Origin of the sequence: Halomonas binhaiensis, from assembly GCF_008329985.2 — a bacterium.
Lineage (GTDB): Bacteria > Pseudomonadota > Gammaproteobacteria > Pseudomonadales > Halomonadaceae > Halomonas > Halomonas binhaiensis.
Genome location: NZ_CP038437.2, coordinates 4,681,765 through 4,696,145, shown reverse-complemented (window position 1 = coordinate 4,696,145; position 14,381 = coordinate 4,681,765). Strand labels below are relative to the sequence as shown.

The window sequence follows — 14,381 nt, the reverse complement described above, 5'->3', positions numbered from 1 at the left end:
TGATCATGCAATGAACACTGCCCTCCCCCCTCTGGCTTTGTACGTTCACGTACCCTGGTGCGTGCGCAAGTGCCCTTATTGCGACTTCAATTCCCATGGTATCGGCCGTTCTGGCGACAAAGGCCGTGAGGAGTTGCCGGAGCAGGACTATCTTGCCGCACTGGTTGCTGATCTCGAGGCCGACATGGCGTTGGCAGGCAACCGCCACTTGCGCAGCATCTTTATCGGTGGAGGGACGCCGAGCCTGATGTCGGGTGATTTCTATCGTCGATTATTGGCGGCAGTAGCGCAGCGGGTACCCTTTGCCGATGATATCGAGATTACCCTGGAAGCCAACCCCGGGACCTTGGAGCGCGGACGCTTTGCAGCCTATCGCGAGGCGGGTATCAATCGTCTGTCGTTGGGAGTGCAGAGCTTTCAGGACGCTCAACTGAAAGCGCTCGGACGCATTCATGATGGAGATGATGCGTTGCTGGCAGTTGCCGAGGCGCGTGAGGCAGGTTTCGATAATATCAATCTGGATCTGATGCATGGTTTGCCAGGGCAGACACCAGAATCTGCCCTGGCCGATCTCGATCAGGCTCTGGAGCTGGCACCGGAACACCTGTCCTGGTATCAGTTGACGGTGGAGCCCAACACCGAGTTCCATTCCCATCCGCCAGTATTACCCGATGATGAGATATTGTGGGATATCCAGGACCTGGGACATGCCCGCCTGGAACAGGCGGGTCTGCGTCGTTATGAGATTTCCGCTTATACCCGGCCAGGACGGCAATCGAGGCATAATCTCAATTACTGGCACTTTGGCGACTATCTTGGTATCGGCGCAGGAGCCCATGCCAAACTGAGTCAGTGGGATGCTGACAAACTGTACATCGAGCGACGCTGGAAGACCCGCCAGCCTGATGCCTACCTGCGCCGTCTGCAGGATCCTCGTGGTTTCATTGCGGGGTCCCGTGCCATCGGTGACAAGGACATTCTGATCGAGTTCGCCATGAATGCGCTGCGTCTGGTCGATGGAGTGGCACTGTCGACCTGGCAGGCATATACCGGTCGGCCGCGGGATGAGCTGGAAAAGTGTCTCCATGTAGCGAGACAAAAAGGACTTCTTGTGCAAGACCGCGAGACACTGCAAGCTACGCCTCAAGGTCTATTATTCTTGAACGACCTTCTTGCGCTGCTCTCTGATGACGAATAATCGAGCAGCTTCACTATCGCGTTTAAAATCATCGCGTTTAATACCGTCGCGTTTAATAAAGTCAGGAGACATTGACGCATGAGCCGTACTATCCGACTGATTGCCCCCCTGGCCGCCGCTGCCCTTCTCGCTGGTTGTGCTTCGTCATCCCCCTATTCTGGACAGCAGACTGATCGCAACAATACCGGTATTGGCGCTGCTGTAGGTGCTGTTGTAGGTGCTGCCGCTGGTGCCATCAGTGGTGATGGCAGCACCAGCAAGCGTGACCGTGCCCTGATCGGTGCTGCTGCCGGCGCTGCTGTAGGCGGTGGTATTGGCGCCTACATGGACAAGCAGGAACGCGAACTGCGTCAAAGTATGCAAGGCACCGGTATCGAGGTTGATCGCCAGGGCGATAATATCGTGCTCAACATGCCGAGCAGTGTCACCTTTGGCTTTGACTCATCCGATCTTACCGGCAATGCCTCCACGGCATTGAATGACGTGGCCAATGTTCTGACCCAGTATCCGGAAACCACCATCAACATCGCGGGTCATACCGATTCCACAGGGGATGCTGGCTACAACCAGAAGCTATCCGAGCGTCGTGCACAAGCCGTAGGCAGCTACCTGCAGGGCCGTGGTGTGGCTGCCAACCGTCTGGCCATGATGGGATATGGCGAGAATCAACCTATTGCCAGCAATGACACGGAAGAAGGGCGTGCCCAGAACCGTCGCGTCGAAATCACCCTGACTCCGACCGGTCAGCAGCCGCAACAGCAAACCACCACTGGCTGATGCATGGTTGCCAGGATCTCCTGGCGATGTGTTGAATACTCTCTGCCCGTCACTAACCGGTGACGGGCTTTTTCATTCCCAGCTTTGGCGAATGTTTCTGCTCCGCTGTATTGGTGTAGCCTCTGGGTGCGAGTTTTTCTGTCATCCACACGGGACGAACCTCCTGAAACCCGCTATCTTTTCGTAATCCCACCATTATTGAATTATCACTGCCGACTATAATCCTCCATGCTTTCATATCAACACGCCTATCATGCCGGCAACTTCGCCGACGTTCACAAGCATATCTGCGTATATTCTGTATCTGATTATCTGTTACGTAAAAAATCATCCATTACGTTCATTGATACTCATGCCGGTCGAGGCAGTTATCCTCTTGCTGCAACTGAAACAGCGAGGCTGCAGGAGTATCGAGAAGGGGTCGAGCGGCTATGGATGACGCGAGATCAGCTGAACAATCCATTGTTGATCGAATGGCTGGATGCCATTGCCAGTTTGCAAAGCAGTGCGAAGCTTGAGCGCTATCCTGGATCACCCTGGTGGTTGGGGCATCGGCTCAGGGAGCAGGATTGCCTGACAGTGTTCGAGCTGCATCCTGGTGAGCACCGTCATCTCAGTGAGGAAAGTGTGGTTCCGAAAGGGCGTGAAAAGGTATTACGCAGGGTACATGGCGATGGCCTGGCAGGATTGGTCAGGTCATTGCCAACGACGACGCCGCGGGTCTGTGCGTTGATCGATCCTTCATTCGAGCGCAAGGATGAATACCAGGAGGTCGTTGAAGCGATCATTCAGGCCATGCGCAAGGCGCGCCACGCGGTGGTCATGTTGTGGTATCCATTGCTGCCTGCCGGGCGTCATCATGCCATGCTGGAAACCTTTGCAGGCAGCGGCATCCGCAAGATCTGGCGTAGTGAAATCCTGCGGGAGCCGGTAGGGGAGTCCGCCCATGGCATGTACGGCAGCGGCATGCTGGTGATAAATCCACCGTGGGGGCTCGATGAGCGCCTTGGCCAGGCCTATGAACACTGGTTGCCGCTACTAGGGGATCAGGCGCAGCACCGAGCCGAATGGCTGGTGGAAGAATGAACCGTGCTCACGATGACCCACATGGATGTGGGAAGGCAGATGGTTCATCTGGAACGAATATCGTCATTCATGCAGTGTTTCCCTAGATGTTCAAACATCCAGAATGGTTTCGAATCCACCGAAAATCATACGTTTTCCATCGAACGGCATCTCGCCCATGAAGTCGTCCATTGCATTCTCGGCTTCCATGCGTGCAAAAGTTTCGTCTCTGGCTTGCTTCGATGGAAACTCTATCCAACTGAACACTACTACCTCTCCGGGCTCGCTCTGTACGGCACGGGGAAAATCGGTAACCTTGCCCTCGGGGACGTCGGTGCCCCAGGCCTCCACTACCCGTGTTGCTCCGTAACGCTTGAATATTTCCGCGGCGCGAGCGGCAAGATCCCGGTAAGCTTCTTGGTTTTCTTCGGGTACTGCAACCACGAAACCTTCTACATAGGCCATGACAAGGCCCTCCATGGAATGTGAATTTGGACGCTACAGAAAGTGTAGTTGCCATTGGCGCCTAGCACCTTGGCGTCTGGGTAGTTGCTTCATTCCTGGAAAGGGGATGGCCAGCCATTCGTGTCACTGGCAGCAATCACCATGGCCCTGCTCATGCTGTATGGAGGGGCAAGGAGAGGAGCCATACGAGCAGAATACACAGCAGTCGCCAGGTTTGGGGCTCAGCAGTGCATGGCACTGCCCGCACTCATAGAACCATTGACAGCTGTCCATGGGCATCTGCTCGACTTTCTGGTGGCCGCAGTGGGGGCAGGTGAGCTGTGATGTGCTCTGCATGCGGAAGGCTCTCCGCTGAATTCATTCGCTGCTGCTGGCCTGATGTAACCATTTGGACAGCAGAGCGTTGAGTGTCTCTATTTCTTCGGCAGACAGGGGCGTCAGTAGTTCCTCTTGCTTGCGACAATGATCGCTGACTGCACGGTCAATGAGTGTTTTTCCTTTGTCGGTCAAGGCAATCAGGCTGCCGCGCCCATCCTCAGGGTTGGGGCGCCGTTCAACAAGGCCTGCTTCTGCCAGGCGGTCAATGCGATTGGTCATGGTGCCGGATGTCACCATGGTCCAATCGATCAATTCCGAGGGCGTCAGAGCATAGGGTGGGCCCGAGCGCAGCAGGGTGGCAAGGACATCAAAGCTGGCGCCATTCAGCCCATGTGCATGGAACACAGGATCCATGCCCTGGCGCAGGTATGCCATCAGTCGCGAAATACGGCCAATGGGGCCCATCGCGGTGACATCGAGGTCTGGGCGCTCGGTGCGCCATTGGTCAAGAATACGATCTACTTTATCCATGCCGTGATGCTGAGTGTTATCTGTCTCGATATCAAGATGTCTTTCAAACAATCTTGACTTCAAGATAAATGGATATATCTTGAGGTCAAGATAAATGTTCGGGAGAGAATCATGCGTCAGTCTGATCTCATACTCACTGCATTGGCGCCTGCTGTCTGGGGCAGCACCTATGTGGTCACGACGGAGATGCTGCCACCGGGGCACCCGCTAGGAGTCGCAATGCTGAGAGCCTTGCCGGCCGGCATCATTCTGCTTCTGATCACTCGCCGCTTGCCTGCCTGGAATAGCATCCCTCGGTTGCTGGTGCTGGGTGCGCTCAATTTTTCGCTGTTCTGGGGCTTGCTGTTTATTGCGGCTTACCGATTGCCGGGAGGGGTTGCGGCGACTCTGGGAGCTGTGCAGCCGTTGATGGTTCTGGTTCTTTCGCGTCTGGCACTGGGTAGTGCGATTCGCCCAAAAGGCATTCTGGCTGCCTTGGCAGGATTGGCCGGTGTCGCGTTATTGATCCTTGAGCCTGATGCTCGTCTCGATCCTGTCGGTGTGGCAGCGGCACTGGGAGGCGCGATTTCAATGGCTCTGGGCACGGTACTCACGCGTAAATGGCAACCGGATGTGTCTCCTCTGACCTTCACCGCCTGGCAGCTGACCGCAGGCGGGTTGCTGCTTCTCCCTGTCGCCCTGGCATTGGAGCCTTCTCTGCCAGTCCCCAGCATGATCAATCTTGCTGGTTATCTATGGCTTGGCCTGGTGGGTGCCGCACTCAGTTATGCACTGTGGTTCCGCGGCATTGCCCACTTCGGCCCCGCAACGGTGACGGCATTTGGCTTTCTCAGCCCCCTGACGGCGGTGGTTCTGGGCTGGCTGGTATTGTCCCAGGAACTCAGTATCCGACAACTGCTGGGGGCCGTCATCATTCTGGCCAGCGTATGGCTAGGCCAGAGAGCAGGGCGGTACGCCATCACCAGATCCCGTCAGGGAGAAGCTGCATGAAGATCATCATATTCGGTGGTACCGGAGATGTCGGCAGGGCGCTCGTCAATGAAGCCGTCGAGCGTGGAGAGGAAGTCACCGTAGTGGCGCGGAATGCGCAGCGTGATACGTGCTTGCCTGATGGCATTCGCCGTATGGACCTGGACTTGCTCGATACAACGATAGAGGAACTTGCCAGTCTGATGGCTGAGCATGATGTGGCAATCAGCTCGCTACGTCCTCCTGCTGGGCATGAAGCCTTGTTGGTCGAGCTTAGCGAGCGCTTGCTGCAAGGTGCACGTGGCAGTGGGAGTCGTCTGCTACTGACAGGTGGTGCTGCGACACTGAAATTGGCTGATGGCAGTGGCCATACGGTGCTTAGTGCGCCTGGTTTCCTGCCTGATAGTGTGCGGCCCATCGCAGAAGCCTGCGCGGCTCAGGACGCGTTGCTGGATGACTTCCCCGATGTTGACTGGGTTTGTCTGCGCCCTGCTGCCAATCTGCTGATAGAGCCCGGGAGGCGCGAGTATCGGTTGGATACAGATAGCCTGGTAGTGGATGGCGCGGGACAGTCACGCATCAGTTACGCCGATTTCGCCATGGCCATGCTGGATCTGATGTCAGCGCATGATGCCCCTCGCCGTCTCACAGCAGGATGGGCTTGAGTCGGGCATGAGCTTCTATCGGTCACTTGCCGATACAGAAGCTACCGAAGATTTCGCCCAACAGGTCGTCTGCACTGAATTCCCCGGTGATTTCACCGAGGGCATGCTGGGCATCGCGCAAGTCCTCGGCGAGCAACTCTCCTGCACCGTAGCCATGCAATTGTGCATCGCCATTGTCCAGCGCCACTCGGGCGCGGTCGAGTGCATCGAGGTGGCGTCGACGGGCAGAGAAACGGCCTTCTGTGGTGGACTGAAAGCCCATCACGGCCTTGAGATGCTCCTTGAGACTATCCACACCCTCTCCGGTATGCGCCGAGAGACGCAACGTCGGAGGGGTTGTGGATAAGTCAATCCCGGAGGACTCTCCACTTTGATCTACCTTGTTGCGGACCAGGGTCAAGCGTTCTGGCGCAGGCAGGCGTTCGACGAACTCCGGCCAGATGGCCATGGGGTCGGAGGAGGAGGTGGTATTGGCATCGACCAGTAGCAGCACCCGGTCAGCCTTTTCGATCTCGGCCCAGGCGCGGGCGACACCGATGCGCTCGACTTCATCAGGCGTGTCACGTAGGCCAGCGGTATCGATGATATGCAGGGGCATGCCATCGATATGGATATGCTCGCGCAGTACATCCCGGGTGGTACCCTCAATATCGGTGACGATCGCGGTCTCCTGCTCGGTCAGTGCATTGAGTAGGCTCGACTTGCCGGCATTGGGGCGGCCGGCAATGACCACGCTCATCCCTTCTCGCATCAAGGCTCCCTGCCCGGCACTGGCACGCACTTCAGCCAGCTCCGTCATCAGGGCAGCGAGTTTGGCAGCCACATGGCCATCGGCGAGAAAGTCGATTTCTTCTTCGGGGAAATCGATGGCCGCTTCCACATACATGCGCAGCTCGATCAGCCCCTGAACCAGGTGATGAACCCGGGTAGAGAATTCACCCTGCAGTGAGCGCAAGGCATTCTCTGCAGCTGTGCGCGAGCTGGCATCGATCAGGTCGGCAATGGCTTCGGCCTGGGCCAGGTCGAGCTTGTCGTTGAGGAAGGCGCGTTCAGAGAACTCTCCTGGGCGAGCCAGGCGGGCACCGAGCGCGATGCATCGTTCCAGCAGCATATCCATTATCACCGGGCCGCCATGACCTTGAAGCTCAAGTACATCTTCGCCGGTGAAAGAATGAGGACCCTCGAAGAACAGGGCAATACCCTCGTCGATGACTCCCTCCGCGCCCAGGAAAGGCCCGTAATAGGCTCGGCGTGGCTGGAGGGCATGCCCCAGCATGGCGTTGGCGATCGTCGCGCAGGCGGGCCCTGATACGCGAATGATGCCGACCCCGCCGCGTCCGGGAGGCGTAGCCAGGGCGGTGATGCTATCCTGAGTGTAGAGAGGTTGGGACATGGAAGAAGATTCCTTGAATACTGTGCCTATTTTCCTGGGGGAGGGAGTTTTTTGCCAGTCCGGAGTGGTCCAGAAACGAAAACCCCCCGCTAGGCGGGGGGCTGGAGCGTGCGGGGAAGGGTTACTTGGCTACCCCTTTGCCGACACTCGGGTCACTCTCGATCTTGCGGGTGATCAGGTACTGCTGAATGATCGAAATGCAGTTGTTGCACACCCAGTAGATCACCAGACCTGCGGGGAACCACAGGAAGAAGAAGGTGAAGACGATGGGCAACAGCTTCATGATCTTCGCCTGCATGGGATCTGGAGGCGTCGGGTTGAGCAGTTGCTGAACGTACATTGATACGCCCATCAGGATCGGCAGGATGAAGTAAGGGTCCTTCACCGAGAGGTCCTGAATCCACAGCATGAAGGGAGCATGGCGCAGCTCGACGGATTCCAGCAGCATCCAGTAGAGAGCGATGAACACAGGCATCTGAACCACGATCGGCAGACAGCCACCCAGAGGATTGATCTTTTCCTTCTGGTAGAACTTCATCATCTCCTGGGACATCTTCTGGCGATCATCGCCGAAGCGTTCCTTGAGGCGCTGCATTTCCGGGCCCAGCTTGCGCATGCGCGCCATGGAGCGGTAGGCCTTGGCCGACAGCGGCCACAGTGCTGTCTTGACCATGATGGTCAGGATGACGATGGACCAGCCCCAGTTGCCGATCAGGCTGTGGATATGATCAAGCAGCCAGAACAAGGGGTTGGCGATGAACCATAGCCAGCCGAAGTCGACGGTCAGTTCCAGGTTCGGGGCAATGGCTTCAAGGCGCTCCTGGACCTTGGGGCCCATGTAAAGCGTTGCGCCAAGAGTAGCATCTGCACCTGGTGCGACAGTTTCTGTCTGACCGGCGAAGGCAGCGACGTTACGATTCTGAGAGTCGGTGGTCGCGTAGAACAGGTTCTGCTGTTTCTGGGAGGGAACCCAGGCAGAGGTGAAGTAGTGCTGGATGATGGCTACCCAGCCTCCTTCGGCTTCACGATTGCTGAACTTGTGAGCCTGGACATCTTCGAAGCTGACTTTCTCGTAACGGTTATCCGGAGAAGAATAGGCCGCTCCGAGGAAGGACTTCATACCCATTTTCGGACCGACGGATGGATCCGGCTGGCTGTCACGCACCAACTGGCCGATGAAGCGGGCCGTCACTGGTTTGTCACTGCCATTGTCCAGCAGGTAAGAGACCTTCACCGCATAATCATCACGATTGAAGGTAAAGCGCTTGATGACGTCGACGCCATTGACCGTGGCCTTCATGTCCACGTCCATGGTGTCCTGGCCATCAACCAGGCGGTATTCGGTCTTCTCGGGCGTGAAGGCGATACGGCCTGAGTGGCCATCAATCTGCAAGCCGGAGCGCGCTACATAGTTGAGCGTATTGGTGCTGGCCAGCAAGACATAGGGCCGGTCACCATCCTGGCTCATCAGATGCTCGGGCAGAGCGGCATAAACAACATCTCCCCCTTGAGGATCGATGCGCAGATCAAGCACGTCAGTGACGACGGCGACAAGATTACGCCCCTTGCTGACTGCCGCGTTGTCGGTAGTTGGGAGTTCTGCTGCGACGTCCTTATCGGCGTTAGGTGCGGCCAAGCCTTCGCCCGCATCATCTGAGCCATCCTGGGAGGCATTGCTGGTGATTGCTGGAGCCTCCGGCGTGCTGGGAGTCTGACCATAATCCTGGTTCCACTGCACCATGATCAGGTAAGCAAGCACCGCCAGGGGGATCAGTAGGAGTAGTCGTTTTACGTCCATGAGGGATCTGCCCGATGGGAAGTGAACAATCCAGTGGCGTCATGCGGGACGCCTACGTGAGATATGCGAAAGCCTGCCGGAGGCAGGCCGAATTCCGTACGCAGACATTCCGCGATAAAGGATAAGACGTCAATGCTTGAAGCATCAGGCCCAATCATGCGCATTCGGGTCACCAATGGCATCGAAGGAGCCCGGCAAGATCTACCCGCTATGCTACCGACCCCGATACTAGGAGGCTGCGGGTGAGCGGGGAGCCGTCGAGGGGCGAGAGGGTCGGGTCGACTTCTCGGCCTCGCGCTCGAGGCGGCGCCACATGCCGAACAGCTGACGATGCAGAGTGTCGTTGTCGACCTCGTTAACGCCACGTCTGGCCAACAAGACGATATCCACAGCGGGTAGTCGATGCTGAGCATGGCGTACGGATTCGCGAGCCAGCCGTTTCAGACGATTACGATCAACGGCGCGGCGTACGTTCTTCTTGCTGAAAACAAGGCCCAGGCGCGGGTGACCCACTTCATTCGGGGTCGCCAACGCCATCAGGCCTTTGCCGTGGACCTTGTAGACCGCCTTATCAAAGACATGGCGATACTCCCCGGCAGTCAGCAAGCGGTAATGCCGGGGAAAGGCCAGACAGGTCACGGATGACCTGCTGATCAGGCGCTCAGGCGCTTGCGGCCCTTGGCACGACGGCGTGCCAGAACGGCACGGCCGTTCTTGGTGGCCATACGGGCACGGAAGCCGTGCGTACGCTTACGCTTGAGAACGCTCGGTTGGAAAGTGCGCTTCATAACTCATTAATCCCACAGTGGTTTTTTGGAACGGATAGATATCCAGATATGCCCGGAATCCGCTCAGGCCTCCGGGGGTATTCGGCTCAAGACCGGACATTCTAGTGATTTCAAGCCATCGGTGCAATTGCCGAAAGCACTTTTTCCACAGGAGGTTTGAATCGGCGGTTGCCTTGTCGGGACCGTTGCGAGCGATCAGGAAAGCGTTGTTGACGAAACGAGGTCTGAAAGCATCGCTTTGGTGCCGTGTGGTACAGACGTTCATTTGGGAAATTGCCGGTTTCTTTAGTAATTATTACTAAAAGGTTTTTTAAATAAACCTGTTATTATTACTGGGGATAATGATTGTGGATAACTTGTTTTTCATTCAGTATATCAAAGGCATATAGAAATATTAAAAGTGTGGAGAACAGGTAGATGAATGGTGGAGGCAGCGTGGAAGCCTTGTGTACAGTAAGCTTTTTTATCCACATCCATTGAAGTGTCCTGGTTTTGTCCTCATGCCTCCAGGTCATCGAACAAGAGGTTGTCCACAGCAATGAAAAGGTACCTTGGTCATGTGGATAACCCGGTCCTTGGGCGCTACAATGTGCGGTCGTTCTTCCAATCAAGGTAGCTCGTGTGTCGCTCGCTCTCTGGCAACAATGTCTGGAAACCCTTCAGGACGAATTGAATTCCCAGCAATTCAATACCTGGATCCGTCCGCTGCAAGCGGAAGAAGGTGATGCCAACCAGCTTCGGCTCTTGGCCCCTAACCGTTTTGTACGAGACTGGGTCAGTGACAAGTACGCCAAGCGCATCAGCGAATTAATGCGTGAGCTGTCTCCGGCCAAGCCGCCCAAGGTAATGCTGAGTGTTGGCAGCCGCCGAACGATGGCTCCTCAGCCTCAGACGCGAGAACTAGGCAATCCTGTTTCTGCTAGTGCAAACCGTGCTCCTGCCGTGCGTACCTCTCCACGTGGCAATGACCTGGCTGATGAGCAGGAAATCGAGCAATTGCGTGAAGAGGCGGGTGAAACGCTGCGCTCACCAGCGGGCAGTGAACGCCAGGTTCAGGTAGAAGGCAGTCTCAAGCACTCCAGTGGCCTGAACCCTAGCTTCACTTTCGAAACTTTTGTCGAAGGTAAGTCCAACCAGCTGGCTCGTGCGGCTTCTCGGCAGGTGTCGGAGAATCCTGGAGGGGCCTATAACCCACTGTTCCTCTATGGTGGTGTTGGTCTGGGCAAGACGCACTTGATGCATGCGGTAGGCAATGCCCTGGCGGGAAGGCGGGAAAATGCCCGGGTGGTATACCTGCACTCCGAACGCTTTGTGGCGGACATGGTCAAGGCGTTGCAGCTCAATGCAATCAATGACTTCAAGCGCTTTTACCGCAGTGTCGATGCATTGTTGATCGACGATATTCAGTTTTTCGCCGGCAAGGAGCGCTCCCAGGAAGAATTCTTCCATACATTCAATGCGTTGCTTGAAGGTGGTCAGCAGATGATATTGACCTCCGACCGCTATCCAAAGGAGATCAGCGGGGTGGAGGAGCGTCTCAAGTCCCGCTTTGGCTGGGGGCTGACTGTCGCCATCGAACCGCCCGAGCTTGAAACTCGGGTCGCCATCCTGATGAAGAAAGCGGATCAGGCCAAGGTCGATTTACCCCATGACGCTGCCTTCTTTATTGCCCAGAAGATCCGCTCCAATGTGCGGGAACTGGAGGGCGCCCTGAAGAAGGTCATTGCCGACTCCCATTTCATGGGGAGACCGATTACTCAGGACTTCATTCGTGAGTCGCTGAAGGATCTGCTGGCATTGCAGGATAAGCAGGTGGGGGTGGATAACATCCAGCGCACCGTAGCGGAATACTACAAGATCAAGCTGGCCGATTTGCTGTCCAAGCGGCGTTCGCGCTCTGTGGCAAGACCGCGTCAGGTTGCGATGGCTCTGGCCAAGGAACTCACCAACCACAGTCTTCCCGAGATTGGCGATGCTTTTGGTGGTCGTGATCATACCACCGTGCTGCATGCTTGCCGCAAGGTTCAGGCCCTGCAGGAAGAAAGCGCCGATATTCGTGAGGATTACAAGAACTTGCTGCGGCTGTTGACCAGCTGAGCCTCACTCTGAGAGCAACAGGTCAAAGGTCTCAATCACTCCAGGACAAGAAGTGGAGCCGACATGAAATTTTCCATCTCCCGCGAAGCCTTGCTGCGCCCACTGACACTGGTCGCCGGCGTGGTGGAACGTCGCCAGACGCTGCCGGTGCTCTCCAATGTATTGATCAAGGTCGAGCAGGACGAAGTGGCCTTGACCGGCACCGATCTGGAAGTCGAGCTGATTGGTCGCACTGTGGCCAGCCAGGTTGACGAGGCTGGAACGATTACCGTTCCGGCACGCAAGCTGATGGATATCTGTAAATCGTTGCCCGATCAGTCCGAGCTGCAGATCGCGCTGGAAGGGGATCGTGCAGTGTTGCGCAGTGGACGCTCGCGCTTCACGTTGTCCACACTGCCAGCAGCAGAATTTCCCAATATTGAGGACAATCAGGGTAGTGTCGAGCTTGCCCTGCCGCGCGGTACCCTCAAGCACCTGATTGATGCCACTTCCTTTGCCATGGCTCAGCAGGATGTGCGCTATTACCTGAATGGCTTGTTGCTGGAATTTGCTCCGAACCTGGTTCGAACTGTGGCGACTGATGGTCACCGTCTGGCGGTTTGTTCACGTTCAACGGAAGTCAGTCTGGATACAGCGCAGAAGCTGATCGTGCCGCGTAAGGGTGTGCTTGAGCTGGTGCGTCTGCTGGATGATTCCGATGAGCCGGTCAGCCTGACCCTGGGCTCTACCCATATTCGTGCTCATACCGGCGACTTCACCTTTACTTCCAAGCTGGTTGATGGAAAGTTCCCGGACTATGAGCGGGTGGTGCCTCGCAATGGCGATAAGGTGTTCATCGCCGAACGTTCCGAGTTGCGTCAGGTGCTTTCTCGAACTGCCATCCTGTCCAATGAGAAGTACCGTGGTGTGCGCCTGAACCTGGAAGAGGGCAACCTCAAGGTCATGGCCAATAACCCTGAGCAGGAAGAGGCAGAAGAGAACATTTCCATCGAGTACAGCGGTGCTGCCATGGAGATAGGCTTCAATGTAGGTTACTTGATTGACGTGCTTAATGTGCTGGGGCAGGAGCGTGTACAGATGACGCTGGGTGATGCCAACAGTAGTGCGTTGATGGAGGAACCGGGTGGCGGAGATGCGCTTTATGTGGTCATGCCGATGCGTCTGTAAGACGTATTTCTTCAAGGGCCATTGAGTCTATTCATGCCTCTCGATCGTCTTGTTTTCAAGGGCCTGCGTAATCTGCAGGCCCTTGATATTTCTCCTGGGCCCCGTATCAACTTGATTACGGGCGCCAACGGCAGTGGCAAGACCAGCCTGCTTGAAGGTATCCATGTGTTGGGAATGGGACGCTCATTTCGTGCACGCAGGCTTGCCCAGGTCATTGCCCATGGCGCAGGGGATATCACCTTGCATGGGCGCCTGGAAGGGGACCCGCCAGTCGCGATCGGAGTGCGACGCCAACGCGAAGACAGTGACCTGACCTTGCGCATCGGCGGAGAAAAGGTGGATCGCGTGGCTCGGCTTGTCGAGACCTTGCCACTGCAGCTGATTAACCCTGATGCCTTTCGTCTTCTTGAAGGCCCCCCTGCCGGACGCCGAGAGTTTCTCGATTGGGGAGTGTTTCACGTGAAACATGACTTCATCGATGTCTGGCGTCGCTTTCGTCGGGCTCTGAAACATCGGAATGCCTTGCTCAGGCATGGTAGAATGGAGAATGCTTCTCTGGACGTATGGGAGCATGAGCTGGCTCAGTGGGGTGAACAGCTAGATGCAATGCGTGATGCTTGGGTGACGGCTTTCCGCCCGGTCTTTCAAGACACGCTTGATGGTTTGCTTCCGCTGCCTGGTCTGCGCATACGTTATTCGCGTGGCTGGGATCGTCAGCGCCCCCTGGCGGAAGTACTGCACAGTGCGCGCGGGACGGATAGCCAGATGGGATTTACCCAACAAGGACCTCAGCGTGCTGACGTGGGCATACGTCTAGATAGGTATCCAGCAGTGGACGTGCTTTCACGAGGACAGCAGAAACTCGTCGTGAGTGCATTGAAGCTGGCACAGGGACGGCTGTTGGAGCAGATGACAGGGCAGACTTGCCTTTATCTGATCGACGACCTACCTGCTGAGCTAGACCAGCACCATCGAGCAGTTTTCTGCCAATGGCTGGAAAGGATGCAGTGTCAGGCCTTTATCACCAGCGTGGATCACGAGGTGCTGGCCGACCTGTGGCAGCCTGACACTCCAGTAGCGATGTTTCACGTGAAACATACGGATGCTGGAAGTGGGCAGTTACAGGCAATAGACAGACAGACTTCATGAC

Annotated in this window: 15 protein-coding genes; 8 read left to right on the top strand and 7 right to left on the bottom strand. The window is 56.4% G+C overall.

Annotated features, from left to right (window positions below; all coding sequences use genetic code 11):
• The first annotated feature begins 10 nt into the window (after positions 1-10).
• From hemW to E4T21_RS20470, 3 genes are all read left to right on the top strand, one after another.
• Positions 11-1,198, top strand: a complete 1,188-nt coding sequence (gene hemW / locus E4T21_RS20480) for a radical SAM family heme chaperone HemW (RefSeq protein WP_149286791.1) — start codon at positions 11-13, stop codon at positions 1,196-1,198.
• A gap of 78 nt (positions 1,199-1,276) precedes the next feature.
• Positions 1,277-1,975 carry a YiaD family glycine zipper/OmpA-like lipoprotein gene (locus tag E4T21_RS20475; protein ID WP_149286790.1) on the top strand — a complete coding sequence of 233 codons (699 nt, stop codon included), beginning with the start codon at positions 1,277-1,279 and terminating at the stop codon, positions 1,973-1,975.
• Positions 1,976-2,203: 228 nt separating this feature from the next.
• Positions 2,204-3,061 carry a 23S rRNA (adenine(2030)-N(6))-methyltransferase RlmJ gene (locus E4T21_RS20470; protein ID WP_149286789.1) on the top strand — a complete coding sequence of 286 codons (858 nt, stop codon included), beginning with the start codon at positions 2,204-2,206 and terminating at the stop codon, positions 3,059-3,061.
• Positions 3,062-3,151: 90 nt separating this feature from the next.
• On the opposite strand, the gene E4T21_RS20465 is transcribed toward E4T21_RS20470, so the two are convergent.
• The 3 genes from E4T21_RS20465 to E4T21_RS20460 form a co-directional block, all read right to left on the bottom strand.
• Positions 3,152-3,505, bottom strand: a complete 354-nt coding sequence (locus E4T21_RS20465; RefSeq protein ID WP_149286788.1) for a DUF1428 domain-containing protein — start codon at positions 3,503-3,505, stop codon at positions 3,152-3,154.
• Between the two features lie 123 nt (positions 3,506-3,628).
• Positions 3,629-3,841 (bottom strand): GDCCVxC domain-containing (seleno)protein, encoded by a 213-nt coding sequence (locus tag E4T21_RS21575; protein ID WP_149286787.1) that lies wholly within the window; start codon positions 3,839-3,841, stop codon positions 3,629-3,631.
• A gap of 21 nt (positions 3,842-3,862) precedes the next feature.
• A complete protein-coding gene (locus tag E4T21_RS20460) occupies positions 3,863-4,354 on the bottom strand; it encodes a MarR family winged helix-turn-helix transcriptional regulator (RefSeq protein WP_149286786.1) in 492 nt (163 codons plus the stop codon).
• A 111-nt stretch (positions 4,355-4,465) separates the two neighbouring features.
• Between E4T21_RS20460 and E4T21_RS20455 the strand changes: the two genes are divergently transcribed.
• Both E4T21_RS20455 and E4T21_RS20450 read left to right on the top strand, forming a co-directional pair.
• Positions 4,466-5,344, top strand: a complete 879-nt coding sequence (locus E4T21_RS20455; protein ID WP_149286785.1) for an EamA family transporter — start codon at positions 4,466-4,468, stop codon at positions 5,342-5,344.
• Positions 5,341-5,988, top strand: coding sequence for an NAD(P)-dependent oxidoreductase (locus E4T21_RS20450; RefSeq protein WP_149286784.1), 648 nt, complete (start codon positions 5,341-5,343; stop codon positions 5,986-5,988). The genes E4T21_RS20455 and E4T21_RS20450 overlap by 4 nt, the downstream gene beginning before the upstream one ends.
• Positions 5,989-6,010: 22 nt before the next feature.
• On the opposite strand, the gene mnmE is transcribed toward E4T21_RS20450, so the two are convergent.
• From mnmE to rpmH, 4 genes are all read right to left on the bottom strand, one after another.
• Positions 6,011-7,381, bottom strand: coding sequence for a tRNA uridine-5-carboxymethylaminomethyl(34) synthesis GTPase MnmE (gene mnmE, locus E4T21_RS20445; protein WP_149286783.1), 1,371 nt, complete (start codon positions 7,379-7,381; stop codon positions 6,011-6,013).
• A 121-nt stretch (positions 7,382-7,502) separates the two neighbouring features.
• Complete coding sequence (gene yidC / locus E4T21_RS20440) at positions 7,503-9,179, bottom strand: membrane protein insertase YidC (protein ID WP_149286782.1); 1,677 nt, start codon at positions 9,177-9,179, stop codon at positions 7,503-7,505.
• 228 nt (positions 9,180-9,407) lie between these two features.
• Positions 9,408-9,818, bottom strand: coding sequence for a ribonuclease P protein component (gene rnpA / locus E4T21_RS20435; protein ID WP_149286781.1), 411 nt, complete (start codon positions 9,816-9,818; stop codon positions 9,408-9,410).
• Between the two features lie 14 nt (positions 9,819-9,832).
• Positions 9,833-9,967 (bottom strand): 50S ribosomal protein L34, encoded by a 135-nt coding sequence (rpmH, locus tag E4T21_RS20430; RefSeq protein WP_023005112.1) that lies wholly within the window; start codon positions 9,965-9,967, stop codon positions 9,833-9,835.
• 621 nt (positions 9,968-10,588) lie between these two features.
• On the opposite strand from rpmH, the gene dnaA reads away from it, so the two are divergent.
• The 3 genes from dnaA (at position 10,589) to recF (ending at position 14,380) form a co-directional block, all read left to right on the top strand.
• Positions 10,589-12,064, top strand: a complete 1,476-nt coding sequence (dnaA, locus tag E4T21_RS20425; protein WP_149286780.1) for a chromosomal replication initiator protein DnaA — start codon at positions 10,589-10,591, stop codon at positions 12,062-12,064.
• A gap of 63 nt (positions 12,065-12,127) precedes the next feature.
• The gene (gene dnaN / locus E4T21_RS20420) at positions 12,128-13,231 is read left to right on the top strand and encodes a DNA polymerase III subunit beta (protein WP_149286779.1); all 1,104 of its coding nucleotides are present in this window, start codon (positions 12,128-12,130) and stop codon (positions 13,229-13,231) included.
• Between the two features lie 33 nt (positions 13,232-13,264).
• The gene (gene recF, locus E4T21_RS20415; protein WP_149286778.1) at positions 13,265-14,380 is read left to right on the top strand and encodes a DNA replication/repair protein RecF; all 1,116 of its coding nucleotides are present in this window, start codon (positions 13,265-13,267) and stop codon (positions 14,378-14,380) included.
• The last annotated feature ends 1 nt before the right edge of the window (position 14,381 follow it).

Coding starts and splice junctions, on each gene's coding strand:
- E4T21_RS20475 (WP_149286790.1), top strand. CDS start 1,277: ATGAGCCGTACTATCCGACTGATTGCCCCCCTGGCCGCCGCTGCCCTT.
- mnmE (WP_149286783.1), bottom strand. CDS start 7,381: ATGTCCCAACCTCTCTACACTCAGGATAGCATCACCGCCCTGGCTACG.
- E4T21_RS20460 (WP_149286786.1), bottom strand. CDS start 4,354: ATGGATAAAGTAGATCGTATTCTTGACCAATGGCGCACCGAGCGCCCA.
- E4T21_RS20455 (WP_149286785.1), top strand. CDS start 4,466: ATGCGTCAGTCTGATCTCATACTCACTGCATTGGCGCCTGCTGTCTGG.
- rpmH (WP_023005112.1), bottom strand. CDS start 9,967: ATGAAGCGCACTTTCCAACCGAGCGTTCTCAAGCGTAAGCGTACGCAC.
- hemW (WP_149286791.1), top strand. CDS start 11: ATGAACACTGCCCTCCCCCCTCTGGCTTTGTACGTTCACGTACCCTGG.
- recF (WP_149286778.1), top strand. CDS start 13,265: ATGCCTCTCGATCGTCTTGTTTTCAAGGGCCTGCGTAATCTGCAGGCC.
- E4T21_RS20465 (WP_149286788.1), bottom strand. CDS start 3,505: ATGGCCTATGTAGAAGGTTTCGTGGTTGCAGTACCCGAAGAAAACCAA.
- E4T21_RS20450 (WP_149286784.1), top strand. CDS start 5,341: ATGAAGATCATCATATTCGGTGGTACCGGAGATGTCGGCAGGGCGCTC.
- dnaN (WP_149286779.1), top strand. CDS start 12,128: ATGAAATTTTCCATCTCCCGCGAAGCCTTGCTGCGCCCACTGACACTG.
- E4T21_RS21575 (WP_149286787.1), bottom strand. CDS start 3,841: ATGCAGAGCACATCACAGCTCACCTGCCCCCACTGCGGCCACCAGAAA.
- E4T21_RS20470 (WP_149286789.1), top strand. CDS start 2,204: ATGCTTTCATATCAACACGCCTATCATGCCGGCAACTTCGCCGACGTT.
- yidC (WP_149286782.1), bottom strand. CDS start 9,179: ATGGACGTAAAACGACTACTCCTACTGATCCCCCTGGCGGTGCTTGCT.